The following is an 18,405-nucleotide window of genomic DNA, read 5'->3' on the forward strand; positions in this document are numbered from 1 at the left end:
GCCGGGACAACCTGAGTGGTTTTTTACTGGGGTCGATGCAGAGACATCCGGGCCATATGCACAACAGGGTCCGGACCCCTCAAATCCCGTAAATCCTAACCTACTTTTTCAGGAGGTCGCGGATCTCGGTCAGCAGCTTTTCCTCGTTGGTGGGGACCGGCGGTGCCGCGGGTGCCGCCTCCTCCTTGCGTTTCATCCTGTTGATCGCCTTCACCGCGATGAAAATGGCAAAGGCCACGATGATGAAATCGAACACCGTCTGGATGAAGGCGCCGTAGTTCAGGGTAACAGCTTCCCTGCCCTCTGCCGCCGCCCTCAGGGTTATGGCCAGGTTGCTGAAATCCACCCCGCCGATCAGCATGCCCAGTGACGGCATCACCAGGTCGGCCACGAAGGAGGACACGATCTTGCCGAAGGCCACCCCGATGATGATCCCGACCGCCATGTCCACGACATTACCCTTGACCGCGAACCCCTTGAATTCCTTCAGCATACCCATCCAACACCCTCCCCATACGATTGGCATTGACGTTCCCGTGCCCTGATGGCCCAGTACTTCGTGAGTATAGTTCAGAGCACGAAAAACCAGGGGTATGCCTTATTGGCTTCAGAAGACGGGCACCAGGTGATACCCCTGCGCCTGATAACCGATCAGTGAAATGAAGCCATCACCGACCAGGTCGAGTTCGGGCAGCAGGGTTTTGTTGTCAATGCCGAAGGCATCGGTTGCCACGGCACAGACTTCCTGCCTGACGCCCAGCGCAGCCAGCTTTTCCACATTGCTTTCCATTTCCATCAGCACGGCACCATACCTGGCTTCAACATCCGCACTCGGCGAGGTGCTGAGATACTGCACGCTCGGGCCGATATACACCATCACAAAATCAGGCGTCACACCCTGATCCCGCATCCCCTTGAAGGTGCCCTGAATGACTTCCAGATAGAAGTTCATTTTCTTTGCATCGGCGATATCAATCAGAAACACCGCCTGACCGACCTTCAGATCGGCCAGTGCGGCGCTATCGTTTATCCGGCTGCCCGCATGGCCCTGGCCGGTTGCCAGGACCAGCGACAGCACCAGCAATATATATCTGAACAAATTTCTCATAACGCACTCCGTGATGGCTAACGGCTTTGCATGTTCTGCAGATCCACAATCGAGCAACTGGTCTTGCGTGTCAGCCGGCAGTTCTGATCGCCTGGCCGGTAATCGTATGCACAGCGCTTCTGTTGCAGCTCATGATAGTCCGCTTCGCTATAGGCTGCTGCGGGCAGGTTGGGCGGGTAATAGACACACCCCCCGCACAGCTCGTCAACCTCAGCCTTTTCTGACATAGAACTGCATCACCCCGTCACTCTCGCCCGACTCCAGCAGCGTGTGTCCCGTACGGTTGCACCAGGCCGGGATGTCCGTGAGCGTGCCGGGATCGGTGGCAACGATCTCCAGCACTTCGCCGCTGTTGATCTTTTTCATCGCCATGTTGGTTTCCACGATCGGCATGGGACAACATTTGCCACTGGTATCCAGCTTGCTGTCGGCTTTGATCTCGCTCATCTCCGTGCTCCTTAAAAATACTGGCAATGTTCGGCCTTGGCGGCTTTTTCATTCAGAAACCACGAGGCACCGACGATACCGCTGGCTTCCGGGATCAGGTTGTCCTCGTTCACGCCGAAGATGCTGGCCGCCAGGCTGCAGGCATAGAAATTCACGTTATCGGTGGCCTTGAGGGCCTGGATCACGTCATAGAGATCCGGCGGCAGTCCCGCCTTCTCGACCTGCTGGCGCACCCAGCCATCCTGATCGGCATGCTCCCCCTGGATCACCTGGGCTTTCGCGCCGTCCTCGGTGAGCGCCCTGACCGCCCAGTTCACAAACAGCAGATCGACCTGGGTGCCCTCCGCCCCCTGCAGATAGGCGAAGGCCAGGGGCGTGAGCAGTTTGTCGTAGCCGTCCTCGCGGACCACGATTGCGAGTGATTTCATTGCTGCCTCCTTAGAACGAACGTTCGTTCTAATTTATGGGCCAGAAAAAGGCCGATGCCGTCTGAACCGAAGGTTCAGACGGCCACCGACCGCCAGGCGCACTGCCAGATCTCGTCGAGATACTCCGGCAATGGCGCGTCCAGAATCCCGTCCAGACGTAGTTGAATCAGGCGCAGCGCCCCGCCGAACACGGCCGAGGCGGCCACGATCGGGGTCATCTCCCGCACTTCGCCGCCCTTCATCCCGGCGGCCACCATCTCGCGCATCTGCACAAAGGGACGCGAGGAGCAGACCGGCTTCTGGTCCGGAATGAACTCCCGATGGCGGGAGAACAGCATGAACCGCATCACCGCCGGCTCCTGTTCGGTGAGGTCGAACAGCAGCGCGATCACCGCCCGGCAGCGATCGTGCGCCGTGGCGTGGGCGGCTTCGATTTCGCTGAATTTCGACTCCATGCGCTCGACCAGGGTCTCGAACAGGCTGCGTGCGATCCCCTCCTTGTCACGGAAGTGGTGATAGATGGAGCCGGTACTGACCGAAGAGGCCTTGACGATGTCCGGAATCGAGGTATTGAAGTACCCCTGCTCGGTGAAGAGATTCAATGCCGCCCCCAGCACCTGTTCGGTGGCCGGGGTGGCGCGGGTGCGTTGGGTTTCTGCGGTAGTTTCCATGCATTCAGATTAGAATGAACATTCGTTCTAGTCAAGCGAGAAATTATCCTCCAGCACAAATTTTTCCGCGGGGATCAGGAACAACTCCAAGAATGAGAACGTATATTATTGATATTCAATACAATACTTATATGGCCCCGATTTTCAGGAATTTGATACCGCGATCAGGCAGCAGTTCCATCTATCCTGATCCTGAACTGAACCTCTTCGCATTCCTGAAGCACCTTCAGGATAGCATTGAGATTCTCAGCCGTGGGATTCCCGGATGCGCCCAGCATACGCTGCAGGCTCTTGGTCGATTTTCCCGTTTCCACCGCCAACCGCTCGAAGCCCAGCGTGGCATTCATATAGTCCCGCAGCAGGGCTTTACCGGCAGCCAGATCGCCTCCCAGCAATTCGTTGACCGCCTCGGCAAGTAATGCGTGCCGGAACTTCGTATCCCGCTGCGCCCGCGCCTGCAGGGTCTCCCGAAATTTCCGGGTCAATGCCATCACCCTCTACCTCTTCACGGATTTCCTGTGTTTGTATTCCCGCCAGCGCTGGTGCGCCAGCCTGGCCGCGGCCTGCCCCGAGAGACTGCTGAACCAGCGGCCGAAGGGGAAGCGACCCGCTTCGTCCAGGTACTCTTCTGACGTCCATGTCATGGGCTAATGGTAACGCTTATGTTACCAATGCAAGGTGGTGGGGAATGGAAGAAAAAAGCCCGTACAAGGTACACTCCCTGAATCCAGGCCCGCCCCCATTACCCAGAATTTGTCTGGATATTTGTCACGCAAATCATCATAAAATGCGCCTGCGTACCCCGCTTTTATTGCATTTACTCAGAACATTATCGATTTTCCCCGGTCATACCCGGTATGCGGCGCAACCGGCCAGCGGTGCGCCGGAACAACCTTACCAATCCACGAACAGCATGAACTGATGGGCAACGACACCACCACCAAACTGCAGTCGCCACCGGCACACAAACCCAGGCCCATGGTCGACCTGCTGGTCAGCCTGCTGATTCCGTCCGTCATCCTGATGCAATTGAGCGGCCCGGAACACCTGGGCCCCAGCGCCGCATTGATCATCGCGCTGGCCTTCCCGCTGGGCTGGGGCGCGTTCGAATTGGTCAGATACCGGAAATTCAATTTCATCGCCCTGCTCGGCCTGGTGAGCATCCTGCTTACGGGCGGCATCGGTCTGTTGCAACTCTCTCCGGAATGGCTGGCCGTCAAGGAGGCCGCCGTCCCCGCGGTGATCGGCATCGCCGTCCTCGCCTCCACCTACACCCCCTATCCCCTGATCAGGACACTGGTGTACAACCCCAGGGTGCTCGATGTGGAGAAGATCGAGACCCGGCTCGGTGAACTCGGGAACCGGGCGGCATTCGAAGGCCGACTGCAGAATGCCACCTACCTGTTGAGCAGCACCTTCCTGTTCTCGGCCGTGATGAACTACCTGCTGGCCACCTGGATCGTCACCAGCCCGGCAGGCACGCCTGCGTTCAACGAGGAACTCGGCCGGATGACGCTGCTCAGCTATCCCGTTATCGCCATCCCGTCGACCCTGATGATGATGGCGATCCTGTTCTACCTGTGGCGCACGATTCGCGTGCTGACCGGATTCAGCTTCGAGGAAGTCATTGCGAAGCAGTGAAAAGTTGATTGCGTCCTGATTCCGGCACGGCGTTCCCGGGCGCAGAAAATATCCTGGCCCCCGTCCTAAACCTTGATCCCTTCTTGATCAGGCCCTGACAACTGATTGTTTTACAGACAAGTTCCCCAGCAACCCCGCATTTAGTACCTATATAAAACAGCCTTCATCATCCCTGAAAAACTGCCGCTAACCTCAGAAGGTATAACCGAAGACCTCTGACGATGCGCGTCTGGCTCCGAACAACCGGAATACTCCTGATAGCGGTGCTGGGGATACTGGCAGTCGTCCCGCACGCCATCAACCAGGACGAGATCCGCACAACGCTCAGCGATCAGCTGTCGAACGCGCTCGACCGGCCGGTCGAAATCGATCAGATCTCTCTGCGCCTCCTGCCGCGACCATCAGTGCAACTGAACGGCATCAGCGCAGAACACGGCAACCCCCCCCCGGGAACAGCTCGAGATCGGCAGACTCCATGCCGGTTTCTCATTACTGCCATTGCTTCAGGGCAAGTTGGAGATACAGCAGCTGTCCCTGCAGGATGTGGAGCTGAACCCGCAGGTAGTGGACAGCATCAAGCAGATGTTTGCCGGCCTCAAACCGCGGGACGGCGCCGCCGCCATGCCCTTCCGACTCCACAGCGCCGGCATCCGGAATCTGACCTGGCGAACGGAGCAAAAGACTTATGGACCGTTCCGTCTGGATGCCCGCTGGGACAGTGGCCTGAAACCCGCGGCAATCATCCTGCGTGACACCCGTAAGGCAGTACAGCTGCATGCCTCCCCCGCGGGAAAGCAGTGGCGATTGACCCTGCACAGCGACAAGGGAATGTTCCCATTCGAACTGCCTGTGACCCTGGATCAGTTCACCCTGACCGGGCTCTATGACAAACAGCAGATCGATTTCGAGCAGATATCACTCAAGGGTTACGACAGCCGGGTACAGGCCAGCGGCCGTCTGCAGTGGTCAGACGGCTGGCAGCTGTCCCTGGATACCCGGACAGACAGTCTGGCACTGGCGCCGCTGTTGACCGCTCTGGGACGGCCCTCACTGCCGGGGCGCATTGCCGGCGAATGCGCCATAAGGCTGCAGGGTCCTGCCGCCGAGAGCATGCATGAACAGCGCACTTTCGACTGCAGGCTGGATTACCTGAACCAGGGGCAAGAGGCGGCACTCACGTTCGAGAGCGAAACCGAATCAGGCCGGGATCGCTTCACTGCCACCGCAGCGAATCTGACCTTACCCGTCGGACCCGCGTTGCACTTCAGGAATTCAGCCTTCAAAGGCTCACTCGCCGGCAGCCAGCTGCAGATCCACAGCGGGTACATACAGGCCTACGCAGGTGAACTATCCGTCAGCGGCGAACTCGACTGGAGCCACGGCTGGCAGACCCGGTTCAACAGCCGGATGGAGGATGTCCAGCTCGAGCCCCTGCTGCAAGTGTTCGAGCAACGCATCATCAGCGGGGGACTGACCGGACAATGCCAGGGGACAGTGCAGGCGCAAGCGATATCAACGCTGCTTGAAGGCATGGAAATGGGCTGCGATTTCACTATCAGCCAGGGCGTGGTATACGAAACGGACCTGGAACGCGCGGCCCAGCTCATCAAGCTCAAAGACGCCCCGCCGGCAAGAGAACAGCAAACGCCGTTTGACCGCCTCAGCGGCAGGCTGACCGCCAGGCAGCAGCATTACCGCCTTGATGAACTGGAAATCACCTCCTCGGCCCTGGCCGCATCGGGCGACATTGCGATCAATCCCGCCCGGGAGTTGAAGGGCGAAATCAGTGTGGGACTGGAAAAGACCGGCAAGGTACTGAGCGTTCCGCTGGTGGTCGCCGGCACCACCGATGCACCGACCTTCCGCCCGACCAAATCGAGCATGGCCGGGGCGGGCGCCGGCACACTGATCCTGGGGCCTGGCATCGGGACAGCGGTAGGCGCCAAGATCGGCGAGGCGGTGGACAACCTCACCAGTATCTTCAAGCGCAAGAATAAGCCCGAGTAATACGTCAGCCCACCCCCCGGAATCACAGCGGAAAAGGCATAAAGGAGGCATAAAGGGGTCGGTGACAACCGGGCATAAAGGGGTCCGGGCATAAAGGGGTCGGTGACAACCGAGAATCATTCCGATCGCCCACTCACGGGGCGACCTGTCTCCGGGTAACCCACGGCCCGTCCCAGCACGCACTCGATCCGGTTCCTGCTCACGCCCTGGCGTCCTGAGAAAATGGCTGTGGCTGGTCATCAGGACATAGGCGTGAGCTGCGACGCCCGCCAGGCATATGGGGAGCTTTCCGGGCATTGCAGTTCCGTTCCAATCGATTTGATTATTCCGCCGCCAGTCCGTGACGAGCATAGAAATATTCCTGAAGCTGATTCTCAGTTGTCACCGACCACTTTCAATTGTCACGATTACCCGTCTCCACGTCTCTCCGTGATCCCTCGGCGGCCGGGTAATCCCCCAACAATAAACGGGCGCCTGAAGCGCCCGCCTGACGTCAGTCCTTCGACTGTTGCCGTCGTTTTTCGCGTTTTTCCGCCTTCTTCTCCTTCAACGTCTTTTGGGGTGGTTTCTTCCGGTTTTCCTTACTCATGTCACTCACTCGCACAAGCCCGAGAGTCGTCACGCGCCGCCCTCCGTGCAACCCTCATCGGCGATTCGAAATTCAGCATTACCTGGCGGCAGGATAGATAGTTCAATGTTCGATTCCTCCTCTGTTGAACGGTCAGCAGACACCAGCACAGACCGTTACGACACGTCACGCACCACGTATGAATGGCGATAACCGAACGACGAGACCTCGACCTTCTCGCCCGCCTTTTTACCGAGTATGGCCGAGCCCAGCGGCGACAGAACGGACAAAAGTCCATGCTGCGGATTACTCTTTTCCGGCAACACGAGCTTGACGACCATCACTGCGCCGTCATGGAGATCGACCAGCCGCACCTGAGAGCCGATCCTTGAAATGCTGGATACATCCATTTCGCCAGTGTCCGCACCCTGTAGTCTTTCCAGTTCAACAAGCACGTTGTTCAGCACGACCGGACTCAGAAAGAAATTGACGCTGCTGAGCATGCAATACTGCTCGATTTTCCTCAGATAATTGGACATAAACGACCTCAATCGCTTGACAGCCGACATCAGCCCTCCAAAAGCACTGGCAGGCATAAAGAAAGAATGGAACAGGTGAGCAAGCCAGGCGCCATCAGGCGCCTGGCTCAAATGAGAAAGGTGGGAGAACAGGCTCTATGGATTAAAATACGTGCGTGCATGTTTGCTTTTTAACGTCGCAAATGTCTACAAGATAACCGCTCCGAACCATAGCCCGGGCAGATAAATAAAGCAAATTTCGAATTGACCATCGACACTACGTACACGGATGCATCCGCGTGTCAGGCTGCACCATCCGGCCCGCCGCCATGCAACGGTGCATAGTGGCTGAAACGCATATCGAGCGAAGCATCACCGCCGCACAGGAAGGCGAGCTCGACATCGTAACCCAGCAACTCGCTCAGCGGCACAAGGGCACACAGAAGAACGCGGCCGGGTGCCGCAGCCCCGTCGCGGACCTCGCAGTCACGCAGCACTGCGCGTCGCTGCAGCAGATTCGCGCGCAGCAGTGCCAGATGCGATTGCTGCGCATCGATGACCACGCACATGATGGGTTCTGCCGGTTCCGGGTCGTCGCGGTAACGGATCCTGAGTTCACCAACGTCGAGCAGGTCAGGATAGCACCGCCTCAGTGTCGTCACGGTCTCGGCGAGCTGCCGCTCGGTTTCGGCCAGGAGCCGCAGACCGCGTGGCGACGTCTCGGACACGACGGCCGAACCTGGGCCGAGTTGCTTCGCCGCTTCGGCGGCGAAGCTCGTCTGGATGTCGAGTCCGCGCTTGCGGACGAGTTGTTCGAGCACATGGACGGACATGTGATATCTCCCTCGGTCAGGTCGCATGGATTGCAGACCATGCAGACGCGAATCGCCTCGCGTGCCGCGCTACAGTTCGATTACACCGGCCGCTTCGGGCTGATACAGCAGCGACTCCACCCGCCAATGCCGCATGCCGGAGGGCAGCTCCACCTCTAGGAGGTCGCCTACACGTGCACCGAACAGCGCCGTCCCCAACGGGGCGAGCACCGAAATACAACCGGCCGAGGCGTCAGCGTCGCCGGGAAGGACCAGGGTGCATTCCATCCTCCGGTTGCTGTCCATATCGAACAGGAGCGCTACGCTGTGCATGGTGACCAGGTCCCTGGGCACTTCAGCCGGTTGCAACTCTTCACCGGCCTGCAGCTTGTCGATCAGGCGATCCAGGTGTTCGGTGTCCCGGCTGCCTGGTGCCATGTTGTCGATCAGGCGCGTCAGGCGACGGACGTCGTGACGCGTCAGATGTGCAATATGCGGATTCATCGGTCATTCCTCTGTATGCGTGTGCGTTGACTGCCTCCGACTCGGCGCATGCACAACCGTCCGCGGCTCGTGACGAGCGCACGCAAACGCAACGCGCCGCCTGTCGGGCAGAACTCGAAGTCTGGAGATGGTCGGAAAGGTAGCCGGAGCGCGGGGAACGCGCTCCGGATCAGAGCGGCGTGGTGAAGCGCGCCCCCGTCATGATCGCTGCCGGAATGAGCAGCGTCGGAATGATCTGAGCCGATACGCCACAAATATGCAGATTGTAATGCGACATGGACGGATCCCCTGGAACAGGCGCCGGCACGCAGACGGTCCGGCGCGAATCATCCACAGAATAACAGTTCCACTAGGAAAGGCCAGCCACCCCAAAAAGGGGTCCAAAAAGGGGGGCTCCTCAGATCCGGTCAGAATGGGAAAGGCATTGAACCGCCCCGGGTTTCGCGGAGGCTGTTTGGTTTAAGTCAGGCCGCTATTGGATCCTGACTGGCGAGTTGCTGGTAGTAGTCTGCCTCAGCTTCCGCCGGAGGGATATACCCCAGGGGCTCCATCAACCGATGATGATTGAACCAGGCTACCCATTCCAGCGTGGCCAGTTCGACCGACTCCGGAGATTTCCAGGGACCGCGCCGATGGATCAGTTCCGCCTTGTACAGGCCGTTGATGGTCTCGGCCAGCGCGTTGTCGTAACTGTCGCCCTTGCTGCCCACCGAAGGTTCTATGCCCATCTCGGCCAGGCGCTCCGTGTAGCGGATGGAGACATACTGCGAGCCTCGGTCCGAGTGGTGAACCAACCCGTCCGCGTCCCCCGGCTGGCGGGCGTAGAGCGCCTGTTCCAGGGCATCGAGGACGAAGTCGGTCGTCATGGTGCGGCTGACGCGCCAGCCCACGATGCGACGGGCGAACACATCAATGATGAAGGCCACATACAGCCAACCCTGCCAGGTCGAGACATAGGTGAAGTCCGACACCCAGAGTTGGTTGGGGCGATCGGCCGTAAACTGCCGATTGACCCGGTCGAACGGACACGGCGCCGAGCGGTCCGCCACGGTGGTGCGCACCGTCTTGCCCCGGCGCGCCCCCTGCAAGCCCAGGTGGCCCATGAGCCGCTCCACGGTACAGCGCGCCACGCGAACGCCTTCACGGTTCATCTGCTTCCAGACCTTGTCGGCGCCGTAGACCTGGAAATTGGCCTGCCATATCCGCTCAATATGCGGCATCAGCATCGCATCGCGCTTGGCCCGGACGCTGCGCAGTTCCGGGTTGCGGCGCCGGGCAGCGTGGCGTCGGTAGGCCGACGGGGCAATCTGCAATACCTTGCAGATCGGCTCGACCCCGTAGGTATCCCGATGCTGATCGATGTAGGCGTTTATGACTTCAGTTTGCGGTCGAGCTCCGCTTGGGCGAAAAAAGCGCTGGCCGTGCGCAGGATGTCATTGGCGCGGCGCAGTTCCTTGTTCTCGCGCTCCAGATCCTTGATGCGCTGCGCCTCGTCCGTAGTCGTGCCCGGACGCGCACCGGCATCGATCTCCGCCCGCTTGACCCACTCCAGCAGTGTCTGCGGCACACAACCGATCTTCGGGGCGATCGACTCCACGGCCGCCCACAGCGACGAGTACTCCCCACGGTGCTCCTGGACCATCCGCACCGCCCGCTCCCGGACCTCAGGTGAAAATTTGTTGGACTTGTTCATGGCTCCATTCTCTCAGATATCGGAGCCTCCTCAAAACCCGGGGCGGTTCACCGGGTGCTGCCGTTCTATGAAGAGCATGGCTTGCCGCTGCTGCGCATCCTGACCGACCGAGGGACGGAATACTGCGGCAAGGCCGATCGCCATGACTACCAGCTCTACCTGGCGGTCAACGACATCGAGCACACCCGCACCCGGGCCCGTTCCCCGCAGACCAACGGGATCTGCGAGCGCTTCCACAAGACCATTCTCCAGGAGTTCTACCAGGTCACGTTCCGCAAGCACATCTACACGAACCTGGAATCCCTACAGGCGGATCTGGACACCTGGCTGGCGTACTACAATAATGAGCGCACCCATCAGGGCAAGATGTGCTGCGGACGCACGCCCATGGCGACATGGGAGGATGGCAAACAAATCTGGAAGGAAAAGTTCATCGCCTGAACTTGACCTGACAGCCACGGCTTCCTCGGAGCCGGTAACTGTCAGATCAGATCGCGACTACTACAACTTATCCCTTTTGTAGCGAACACGTGAAGTCTTCCAGACGACCCAAATAATCGAGAACAAGGGGTCGATGACCAATGACATCGCGACATTGTCACCGACCCCTTTACTCATTAACGTTCCTTCCTTTAACGTTCACGTCTTAAGTTCTTGCAACCTGTCCTGTATATTTTCGGGCGCAACAAAAACAAATGACTTCCCTCTTTTCTTCTTTTCCAACAACCCCAAATCCGAGAGCCGCAATAAATCTGTTCTGGCAGTCTGGTAGGCGATATTATGCGCCCCCCTGTGGCTCTCGAAGGTAAATATTGATAATGGTTTTTTCAGCGCACGATTAAGCAGCGCCATCTGTCTATGATTAAGCAGCCCTTGCAGGGCCGGTGATTTCTTCAGGAGTGACTCTACGGTTCTTACTTCTTCCCTCTTTTTCTCAAGATAGACAAACAAATCTGCTATTGCTCTAACAATTACCTCCAACTGATACACAATAAAATATGTAACATCATTATCATCAGTTTCGGTATAAAGGTATGATTTTGTGTATTTTGCCGGCGCAGCTTTGAGAATCCGAGATATAGAGATAAATTCTATCAACCAATAACCCTGGTTAAGCATGCTCCAATAAAATAGTGCTCTAGCGGTCCTGCCATTACCATCTTCGAATGGGTGGTCATACGCTAAAACAAAGTGCAGCAATACAGCTTTTATAACAGGGTGAATAAATTCCTGCGAGGACTTATTGTTTGCAAATAAACAGAGATTCTCGATCCTGGCCTGCAACTCAGACGCTTTCGGTGGTATATGTAATTTAGTTGCATCCCGCTCATCGCCAACATATACGTCATCAGAAGATCTCAGTTTTCCTACAGCATTCGGATCATCCAAAGTTCCAGTTGTAAGGATCTCATGCAGTTCATAAATCATGCTGGGCGTAAGCCTTTCATGCTTCATATCGCTCACAAACTGCATTGCATGATAGTTATTTATTATCATTTTCTCCGAATTGTCTTTCGGCTTCCTATTTTGCCTTATCATTTCCTTGGCAACCTTCCTGGTCGTAGATGCCCCTTCAAGCTGGCTTGAGGTTATCGCTTCTTCGATCAGTGAATTGACAAGGTAGGTGTCCTTTGTATGCGGGTTGGTAACGACTTCTGATGTTTGTATCGCGCCACTCGCATCCCTGGTTATCTGGTGCAGAAGTCGTTGGACAATATCCGGTTGCGCGTACTTAAATGGATTGCCGGATTTGTCGGTAAATGGCAGCGGACGATACAAGGCACGGCGCGCAGACTTAACGGCAAACCACCATTCCTCAGGGCTAAGATCATTGGGTGGCTCAATATGTCGCAGTTTGTCCCAATGATAATATTTCCCTTTGGGGTCAGGGGTTAGCCCAAACGACAATATCTCGGAGAACCGGTTTGGGTTCTCCGAAATAATGCCGTTCAGCAACTCTTGATAGTCAGGAGGCGGCAAGGGCAATTTCATAGCAATTTACTACTAATTTGTCATGAATTAGTAGTAAATTAGCATCATGTCGTGAACAAATCTACTAATCTGTCCATGATTAGTAGATTACAAGCAGATGGGCGCTAAATAAAGTTAATAATTATTAATAAGTTATGAGATCACGGCGGAATGAATTCTCAAGCCTTCCGATAAATCTCCGTCCCCAACTCCCGGAACTCCACCGCCTTCTCCTCCAACCCCTTCTCCAGGGCCTCGTCCTCGGAAATCCCTTGCTTGGCGGCGTAGTCGCGCACGTCCTGGGTGATCTTCATGGAGCAGAAGTTGGGGCCGCACATGGAGCAGAAGTGCGCCACCTTGTGGGCCTCCTTGGGCATGGTCTGGTCGTGGTATTCGCGGGCGCGCTCGGGGTCGAGGCTGAGGTTGAACTGGTCCTCCCAGCGGAATTCGAATCGGGCCTTTGAGAGCGCATTGTCCTGCAGCTGGGCGCCGGGGACGCCCTTGGCGAGATCGGCGCCGTGGGCGGCGATCTTGTAGGTGATGATGCCGTCTCTGACGTCCTGCTTGTTGGGCAGGCCCAGGTGTTCCTTGGGGGTGACGTAGCAGAGCATGGCTGTGCCGTACCAGCCGATGTTGGCCGCACCGATGCCGGAGGTGATGTGGTCGTAGGCCGGGGCGATGTCGGTGACCAGCGGGCCTAACGTGTAGAAGGGGGCCTCGAAGCAGTCCTCGAGTTCCTTGTCCACGTTCTCCTTGACCTTGTGCAGCGGCACATGGCCGGGGCCCTCGATCATGACCTGGCAGTCGTGCTCCCAGGCCTTTTTGGTCAGCTCGCCGAGGGTTTCCAGTTCGGCGAACTGGGCGCGGTCGTTGGCGTCGGCGATGCAGCCGGGACGCAGGCCGTCGCCCAGGCTGAAGGAGACGTCGTAGGCCTGCATGATCTCGCAGATCTCGTCGAAGTGCGTGTACAGGAAGGACTCGCGGTGATGCGCCAGGCACCACTTGGCCATGATGGAGCCGCCACGGGAGACGATGCCGGTGACACGGTCGGCGGTCAGCGGCACATAGGCCAGGCGCACGCCGGCGTGGATGGTGAAGTAGTCCACGCCCTGCTCGGCCTGCTCGATCAGGGTGTCGCGGAACATCTCCCAGGTCAGTTCCTCGGCCTTGCCGTCGACCTTCTCCAGCGCCTGGTAGATGGGCACGGTGCCGATGGGCATGGGGGCGTTGCGCAGGATCCACTCGCGGGTCTCGTGGATGTTCTTGCCGGTGGAGAGATCCATCAGGGTGTCGCCGCCCCAGCGGGCCGACCACACCATCTTCTCCACCTCTTCCTCGATGGACGAGGTCACGGCGGAGTTGCCGATGTTGGTGTTGATCTTCACCCGGAAGTTGCGGCCGATGATCATCGGCTCCAGTTCGGGGTGGTTGATGTTGGCCGGGATGATGGCGCGGCCGGCGGCCACCTCGCTGCGCACGAACTCAGGCGTCACTTCCTCGGGGATGTTCGCGCCCCAGGACTCGCCGGCGTGCTGGCGCAGCAGTTTGGCGTAACGCGGGTCCTCGCGCAGTGCCTGCAGCCGGCAGTTCTCGCGAATGGCGATGTACTCCATCTCCGGGGTGATGATGCCCTGCCGGGCATAGTGCATCTGGGTGACGTTCTTTCCGGGTTTGGCGCGGCGCGGACGGTGGATGTGCTCGAAGCGCAGGTTGGCCAGCTCGGGGGCGGACTGGCGCGCGCGGCCGAACTCGGAGGTCGGGCCGTCGAGCTGCTCGGTGTCGTCGCGCTCCAGGATCCAGGCCTCGCGCAGGGCGGGCAGGCCCTTGAGCAGATCGATTTTGGCCGCCGGGTCGGTGTAGGGGCCGGAGGTGTCGTAGACCGGGATGGGCGGGTTCTCCTCCGGGGTGCCGGAGGTCAGGGTCGGGGTCTGCTCGATCTGGCGCAGCGGCACCCGGATATCCGGGCGCGAGCCCTGGATGTAGAGCTTGCTGGAGCCGGGGAACGGCCGGGTCACTTCCTCGGACAGGCGGGCCGTCTTCCTGACGAAATCTTCCGGGATGGCGCTCATGATTGCTGCCTCGCTATCTGCGTGTGTACGGGCGGCGGGGGAGCGCGGGAACGAGAAATCGGGGGGAGAAGCTTGCTGCGCTGGCTTTCCCTACGCCGGTACGAGCCGGGTCAGGTTCAAAGGGTCTGTCTCAGCCCCGCGCGGGGCACCCCTAGCCGAAAGGGTGAAGGTAGCGGAGGGCCGGGGGATTTGCAAGCAGACCACCCACATGGCAGGCGTGCTTTCCGACCCGCTCCGCGGCTGGGGCATTTGCCGCACTCAGTGGGCAAATACCCGGCTCACATCGGGCTGCAGCCTGACAAACCCCTTTAAATACAGCCATCTTCCAGGTGGCACGGCATTTGTAACCGGTGTCGGGATTCGTCCGTCAGTGGCAAGCGCCAGCGACTGCCAGCCTGATCCCAATCCGGCTGCGATGATGCGCAGACGCATTCCATAACGAAACACTGGAACAGGGCGAACCGACCGGATGAAACACCGGTCCCGCGCGATTGCTGATATTCCGCCGCTGGCATGTATATTGCCGCTCTGTTGCTGAGAGAGCTGCAGCCGATGTCGGCGCGGGAATGATGCGGCAGCCGCCGGATTCAACCGTCGCACACAGATAAAGCAGCCGCCTTGACCATCGTCGGTCCGGCACGTGTGTCCAGCACGCCGCACCGGCGGACTGTCTGAAATTGATGGTGCATTGACACCTTTGCGGAGACACCCAGATGCAGAAGAAATTCACGGCTTCCTCACTTGCCTGCCAGATCAGCCTGGCGCTGGCCCTCCCCGGCATCGCGCTGGCCGAGCACGACCCTCTTGTCATCGACATCGTCAAGGAAGCCCCCGAGTTCCCGAAGGCCTCGACCCTGAATCACTCCACCGTCGACTCGCAGCGCCTGCGCTCCCTGCCGGCGGCCAGCAGCGACACGGCCCGCCTGCTGAAGCAGACCCCCGGCGTCGAGCTGCAGGGGGCCGGCGGCGTCTCCAGCCTGCCGTCCATCCACGGCCTGACCGATGACCGCGTGCGCATCAAGGTCGACGGCATGGACCTGGTCTCCGCCTGCGGCAACCACATGAACCCGCCGCTGTCCTATATCGACCCCACCCGGATCGCCACCGCCACGGTATTCGCCGGGCTGACCCCGGTCAGCCTCGGCGGCGACAGCATCGGCGGCACCATCGTGGTGGAATCGGCCGACCCGGTGTTTGCCGTGCCCGGCGAGGGCCTGCTGACCACGGGCGAGATCGGCACCTTCTATCGCAGCAACGGCGACGCCCGCGGCGCCAACCTCGCTGCCACCCTGGCCAGCGAGAACGCCAGCCTCACCTACACCGGCTCCACCGCCAGGGCCAACAACTACGAGGCCGGCGATGATTTCAAACCGGCGGGCCTGGCCGCGGCCGGCCGCGGCTACCTGGACGGCGACGAGGTCGGCTCTACCTATTATGAAACCACCAACCAGTCGCTGGCCCTGGCGCTGCGGCGCGACAACCACCTGGCCGAACTCACAGTGGCCACGCAGGACATCCCCGAACAGGGCTTCCCCAACCAGCGCATGGACATGACCTCCAACGAGAGCATCCGGTTCAATCTGCGCTACGAGGGCCAGTACAACTGGGGCAAACTGGAGGCGAACGCCTATCGCGAACAGACCGATCACGAAATGGGCTTCGGCGAGGACAGGCTGTTCTGGTACGGCGCCAACGACGGCTCCATCCCCGACGGCGTGCCCTGCACCATCCAGGGCGGCATGAACGGCTGCGCGGCCGGCATGCCGATGGAGACCGAGGGCGACAACCGCGGCCTGGTGGTCAAGGGCGACATCCCGCTCAATGGCCGCGACCTGCTGCGCGTCGGCGCCGAGGTCCAGCAGTACCGTCTGGACGACTGGTGGGATCCCTCCGGCAAGATGATGTTCCCCAACACCTTCTGGAACATCAACGACGGCGAACGCGACCGGCTGGCGGCCTTCGGCGAATGGGAGGCACGCTGGAACGAGCAGTGGCTGACCCAGTTCGGCCTGCGCTACGAGCGCGTCGCCATGGATACCGGTGAGGTGCAGGGCTACAACCCCATGTTCTCGCCGCAGGACGCGGCCGACTTCAATGCCGCCGACCGCAGCCGCAACGACGACAACCTGGATCTGACCGCCCTGGCGCGCTTCACACCGAAGGACACCCTGAGCGTGGAGTTCGGCTACGCCCGCAAGACCCGCTCGCCCAACCTGTATGAGCGCTATGCCTGGTCCACCCACGGCATGGCGATGCGCATGGTCAACCTGGCCGGCGACGGCAACGGCTATGTCGGCAACCTCGAACTCGACCCCGAAGTGGCGCACACCCTGAGCGCCACCTTCGACTGGCATGACCCGAGCGAACAGCGCTGGGGGGTGCAGGTCACGCCCTACGTGACCTACGTCGAGGACTACATCGACGCCGCCCGCTGCTCCTCGGCCACCACCCGGGACATGATGGGCACCGCCTGCACCGACGCCAACCTGGCGGTGACGAACGATTTCGTCTACCTGCAGTTCGTCAACGAGGACGCTCGCCTGTATGGCATCGACGTCTCCGCCCACGCGCCGCTGGCGGAGGACACCCGGCTGGGCGACTTCCATATCGACGGCGTGCTCAGCTATGTGCGCGGCGAGAACCAGGACACCGACGACAACCTGTACAACATCATGCCGCTGAACCTGAAGCTGGCCGTGACGCAGAACCTCGGCGCCTGGCGCAATACCGCCGAGGTGGAGGTGGTGGACGCCAAGTCGGACGTCTCGGATACCCGCAACGAGGTCAAGACCAGCGGTTACGGCCTGCTGCATCTGCGCACCAGCTACACCTGGAAGCAGCTGCGCATCGAGGCCGGCGTGGAGAACGTCTTCGACCGCTTCTACCAGCATCCGCTGGGCGGCGCCTATCTCGGCCAGGGCAAGACCATGTCCGCCGCCGGCGTGCCCTGGGGGGTTACGGTGCCGGGTCCGGGGCGCAGCATCTACACCTCGCTCAACTTCAGGTTCTGAGCCCTGTCCATACCCTCCTCCCTCCCCCTTGCCGGGGGAGGTCGGGAGGGAGCATGGATCCACCTTGCCTGCCCCCCGCAAACCCCGTAACCTAACCGGCTGAAGCGATTGACACGGGGATACCGGAAGCATGAGCGAACAGCCCGATACCGCTGATTTCGAACGCGCGCGCCACAACATGATCGAGCAGCAGATCCGTCCCTGGGACGTGCTCGACCAGCGCGTACTGGACGTGCTCATGCAGACCCCGCGCGAGGACTTCGTCCCCACCCAGTACCGCTCCACCCTGGCCTTCTCCGACATCAGCCTGCCGCTGGAACACGGGCAGGTGATGATGCCGCCCAGGCTGGAAGGCCGGCTGCTGCAGTCCCTGGCCATCCAGCCCGGCGACCGCATCCTGGAGATCGGCACCGGCAGCGGCTATCTCACCGCCTGCCTGGCCCGGCTCGGACGCCAGGTGCTGAGCGTGGACCTGCACCCGGATTTCAAGTACGCCGCCGAGCGCAAGCTGGAGCAGCACGGCATCACCAATGTGGAACTGCGCACCGAGGACGCCGCCGCCGGCTGGGACGCCGAGCAGGGCTTCGACGTCATCGCCGTGACCGGCTCGCTGCCGCTGCTGCACCGCGGCTTCCACGATGCCCTGGCCGTGGGCGGCCGGCTGTTCGTGATCGTGGGCGAGCCGCCGGTGATGGAGGCCATGCTGATCACGCGGGTCGCGGCCGACCAGTGGGCCAGTGAGAGTCTGTTCGACACCTCCATCCCGCCGCTGGAGAACGCACCGCGGATCGAGAACTTTGACTTCTGAGCAAGGTCTGACCGACTTTATCATCGTCATCCCGGCGCAGGCCGGGATCCAGATGCCGCAGCGGTCACTGGATCCGGGCCTGTACCGGAATGACGCCGGCGAGTGCAGCCGCGATGCACACAATGTCCGGATCCGCCCGGGGCCCTGAG

General features: G+C 60.0%; 18 protein-coding genes, 1 pseudogene, 1 riboswitch and 1 other annotated feature. Of the genes and pseudogenes, 6 read left to right on the forward strand and 13 right to left on the reverse strand.

From position 1 onward, the window contains the following. Nucleotides 1-100 precede the first annotated feature (100 nt). The 7 genes from mscL to COW1_RS10390 form a co-directional block, all read right to left on the reverse strand. Nucleotides 101-499 carry a large-conductance mechanosensitive channel protein MscL gene (gene mscL / locus COW1_RS10360; protein WP_201344119.1) on the reverse strand — a complete coding sequence of 133 codons (399 nt, stop codon included), beginning with the start codon at nucleotides 497-499 and terminating at the stop codon, nucleotides 101-103. A gap of 108 nt (nucleotides 500-607) precedes the next feature. After that, entirely contained in the window at nucleotides 608-1,078 is a 471-nt protein-coding gene (locus tag COW1_RS10365; protein ID WP_231971583.1) for a DsrE family protein, read from the reverse strand. A 240-nt stretch (nucleotides 1,079-1,318) separates the two neighbouring features. After that, nucleotides 1,319-1,555, reverse strand: a complete 237-nt coding sequence (locus COW1_RS10370) for a sulfurtransferase TusA family protein (protein WP_096364684.1) — start codon at nucleotides 1,553-1,555, stop codon at nucleotides 1,319-1,321. Between the two features lie 11 nt (nucleotides 1,556-1,566). After that, a complete protein-coding gene (locus COW1_RS10375) occupies nucleotides 1,567-1,983 on the reverse strand; it encodes a DsrE family protein (protein WP_201344120.1) in 417 nt (138 codons plus the stop codon). A 74-nt stretch (nucleotides 1,984-2,057) separates the two neighbouring features. Then, a complete protein-coding gene (locus COW1_RS10380; RefSeq protein ID WP_201344121.1) occupies nucleotides 2,058-2,654 on the reverse strand; it encodes a TetR/AcrR family transcriptional regulator in 597 nt (198 codons plus the stop codon). 164 nt (nucleotides 2,655-2,818) lie between these two features. Then, nucleotides 2,819-3,145: a DNA-binding protein gene (locus COW1_RS10385; protein ID WP_201344122.1), complete on the reverse strand. Its 327-nt coding sequence runs from the start codon at nucleotides 3,143-3,145 to the stop codon at nucleotides 2,819-2,821. Between the two features lie 6 nt (nucleotides 3,146-3,151). Further along, nucleotides 3,152-3,298 (reverse strand): hypothetical protein, encoded by a 147-nt coding sequence (locus COW1_RS10390; protein WP_201344123.1) that lies wholly within the window; start codon nucleotides 3,296-3,298, stop codon nucleotides 3,152-3,154. A gap of 277 nt (nucleotides 3,299-3,575) precedes the next feature. On the opposite strand from COW1_RS10390, the gene COW1_RS10395 reads away from it, so the two are divergent. Further along, a complete protein-coding gene (locus tag COW1_RS10395; RefSeq protein WP_096364678.1) occupies nucleotides 3,576-4,295 on the forward strand; it encodes a VC0807 family protein in 720 nt (239 codons plus the stop codon). A 513-nt stretch (nucleotides 4,296-4,808) separates the two neighbouring features. After that, on the forward strand, nucleotides 4,809-6,302 hold the full coding sequence (locus COW1_RS10400; RefSeq protein WP_201344124.1) for an AsmA-like C-terminal region-containing protein: 1,494 nt from the start codon (nucleotides 4,809-4,811) through the stop codon (nucleotides 6,300-6,302). 744 nt (nucleotides 6,303-7,046) lie between these two features. On the opposite strand, the gene COW1_RS10405 is transcribed toward COW1_RS10400, so the two are convergent. The 4 genes from COW1_RS10405 to COW1_RS10420 form a co-directional block, all read right to left on the reverse strand. Further along, nucleotides 7,047-7,409 (reverse strand): GreA/GreB family elongation factor, encoded by a 363-nt coding sequence (locus COW1_RS10405; RefSeq protein ID WP_201344125.1) that lies wholly within the window; start codon nucleotides 7,407-7,409, stop codon nucleotides 7,047-7,049. A gap of 281 nt (nucleotides 7,410-7,690) precedes the next feature. Further along, nucleotides 7,691-8,221, reverse strand: a complete 531-nt coding sequence (locus COW1_RS10410; protein WP_201344126.1) for a hypothetical protein — start codon at nucleotides 8,219-8,221, stop codon at nucleotides 7,691-7,693. A 69-nt stretch (nucleotides 8,222-8,290) separates the two neighbouring features. After that, nucleotides 8,291-8,704, reverse strand: coding sequence for a GreA/GreB family elongation factor (locus tag COW1_RS10415; RefSeq protein WP_201344127.1), 414 nt, complete (start codon nucleotides 8,702-8,704; stop codon nucleotides 8,291-8,293). 464 nt (nucleotides 8,705-9,168) lie between these two features. Continuing rightward, nucleotides 9,169-10,397 (reverse strand): IS3 family transposase gene (locus tag COW1_RS10420; RefSeq protein ID WP_370590865.1). Its coding sequence is split into 2 segments (ribosomal slippage): nucleotides 9,169-10,118 and nucleotides 10,118-10,397, totalling 1,230 coding nucleotides; the frame shifts between segments, so codons are not numbered across the junction. Beyond that, nucleotides 10,003-10,119 (reverse strand) — a sequence feature (AL1L pseudoknot). Its footprint overlaps the gene before it by 117 nt. A gap of 51 nt (nucleotides 10,398-10,448) precedes the next feature. Between COW1_RS10420 and COW1_RS10425 the strand changes: the two are divergent. Continuing rightward, nucleotides 10,449-10,838 (forward strand): annotated as a pseudogene (locus COW1_RS10425) (integrase core domain-containing protein); the annotation flags it as partial. A gap of 198 nt (nucleotides 10,839-11,036) precedes the next feature. Here COW1_RS10425 and COW1_RS10430 read toward each other — a convergent pair. Beyond that, nucleotides 11,037-12,389 carry a Fic family protein gene (locus tag COW1_RS10430; protein ID WP_201344129.1) on the reverse strand — a complete coding sequence of 451 codons (1,353 nt, stop codon included), beginning with the start codon at nucleotides 12,387-12,389 and terminating at the stop codon, nucleotides 11,037-11,039. Nucleotides 12,390-12,547: 158 nt separating this feature from the next. Then, entirely contained in the window at nucleotides 12,548-14,437 is a 1,890-nt protein-coding gene (gene thiC / locus COW1_RS10435) for a phosphomethylpyrimidine synthase ThiC (protein ID WP_201344130.1), read from the reverse strand. A gap of 69 nt (nucleotides 14,438-14,506) precedes the next feature. Beyond that, nucleotides 14,507-14,600, reverse strand: a riboswitch (TPP riboswitch). A gap of 550 nt (nucleotides 14,601-15,150) precedes the next feature. On the opposite strand from thiC, the gene COW1_RS10440 reads away from it, so the two are divergent. From COW1_RS10440 to COW1_RS10450, 3 genes are all read left to right on the forward strand, one after another. Then, nucleotides 15,151-17,448: a TonB-dependent siderophore receptor gene (locus COW1_RS10440; RefSeq protein WP_201344131.1), complete on the forward strand. Its 2,298-nt coding sequence runs from the start codon at nucleotides 15,151-15,153 to the stop codon at nucleotides 17,446-17,448. Nucleotides 17,449-17,578: 130 nt separating this feature from the next. Continuing rightward, entirely contained in the window at nucleotides 17,579-18,256 is a 678-nt protein-coding gene (locus COW1_RS10445) for a protein-L-isoaspartate O-methyltransferase (protein ID WP_201344132.1), read from the forward strand. Continuing rightward, nucleotides 18,246-18,404 carry a hypothetical protein gene (locus COW1_RS10450; protein ID WP_157745273.1) on the forward strand — a complete coding sequence of 53 codons (159 nt, stop codon included), beginning with the start codon at nucleotides 18,246-18,248 and terminating at the stop codon, nucleotides 18,402-18,404. The genes COW1_RS10445 and COW1_RS10450 overlap by 11 nt, the downstream gene beginning before the upstream one ends. The last annotated feature ends 1 nt before the right edge of the window (nucleotide 18,405 follow it).

This window comes from Thiohalobacter sp. COW1, from assembly GCF_016629505.1.
Taxonomy (GTDB): Bacteria; Pseudomonadota; Gammaproteobacteria; order Thiohalobacterales; family Thiohalobacteraceae; genus Thiohalobacter; species Thiohalobacter thiocyanaticus_A.

Bases quoted from the DNA above. Each gene is read 5' to 3' on its own strand.
- mscL (WP_201344119.1), bottom strand. From the start codon at position 499: ATGGGTATGCTGAAGGAATTCAAGGGGTTCGCGGTCAAGGGTAATGTC.
- COW1_RS10370 (WP_096364684.1), bottom strand. From the start codon at position 1,555: ATGAGCGAGATCAAAGCCGACAGCAAGCTGGATACCAGTGGCAAATGT.
- COW1_RS10375 (WP_201344120.1), bottom strand. From the start codon at position 1,983: ATGAAATCACTCGCAATCGTGGTCCGCGAGGACGGCTACGACAAACTG.
- COW1_RS10380 (WP_201344121.1), bottom strand. From the start codon at position 2,654: ATGGAAACTACCGCAGAAACCCAACGCACCCGCGCCACCCCGGCCACC.
- COW1_RS10385 (WP_201344122.1), bottom strand. From the start codon at position 3,145: ATGGCATTGACCCGGAAATTTCGGGAGACCCTGCAGGCGCGGGCGCAG.
- COW1_RS10390 (WP_201344123.1), bottom strand. From the start codon at position 3,298: ATGACATGGACGTCAGAAGAGTACCTGGACGAAGCGGGTCGCTTCCCC.
- COW1_RS10395 (WP_096364678.1), top strand. From the start codon at position 3,576: ATGGGCAACGACACCACCACCAAACTGCAGTCGCCACCGGCACACAAA.
- COW1_RS10405 (WP_201344125.1), bottom strand. From the start codon at position 7,409: ATGTCCAATTATCTGAGGAAAATCGAGCAGTATTGCATGCTCAGCAGC.
- COW1_RS10410 (WP_201344126.1), bottom strand. From the start codon at position 8,221: ATGTCCGTCCATGTGCTCGAACAACTCGTCCGCAAGCGCGGACTCGAC.
- COW1_RS10415 (WP_201344127.1), bottom strand. From the start codon at position 8,704: ATGAATCCGCATATTGCACATCTGACGCGTCACGACGTCCGTCGCCTG.
- COW1_RS10430 (WP_201344129.1), bottom strand. From the start codon at position 12,389: ATGAAATTGCCCTTGCCGCCTCCTGACTATCAAGAGTTGCTGAACGGC.
- thiC (WP_201344130.1), bottom strand. From the start codon at position 14,437: ATGAGCGCCATCCCGGAAGATTTCGTCAGGAAGACGGCCCGCCTGTCC.
- COW1_RS10440 (WP_201344131.1), top strand. From the start codon at position 15,151: ATGCAGAAGAAATTCACGGCTTCCTCACTTGCCTGCCAGATCAGCCTG.
- COW1_RS10445 (WP_201344132.1), top strand. From the start codon at position 17,579: ATGAGCGAACAGCCCGATACCGCTGATTTCGAACGCGCGCGCCACAAC.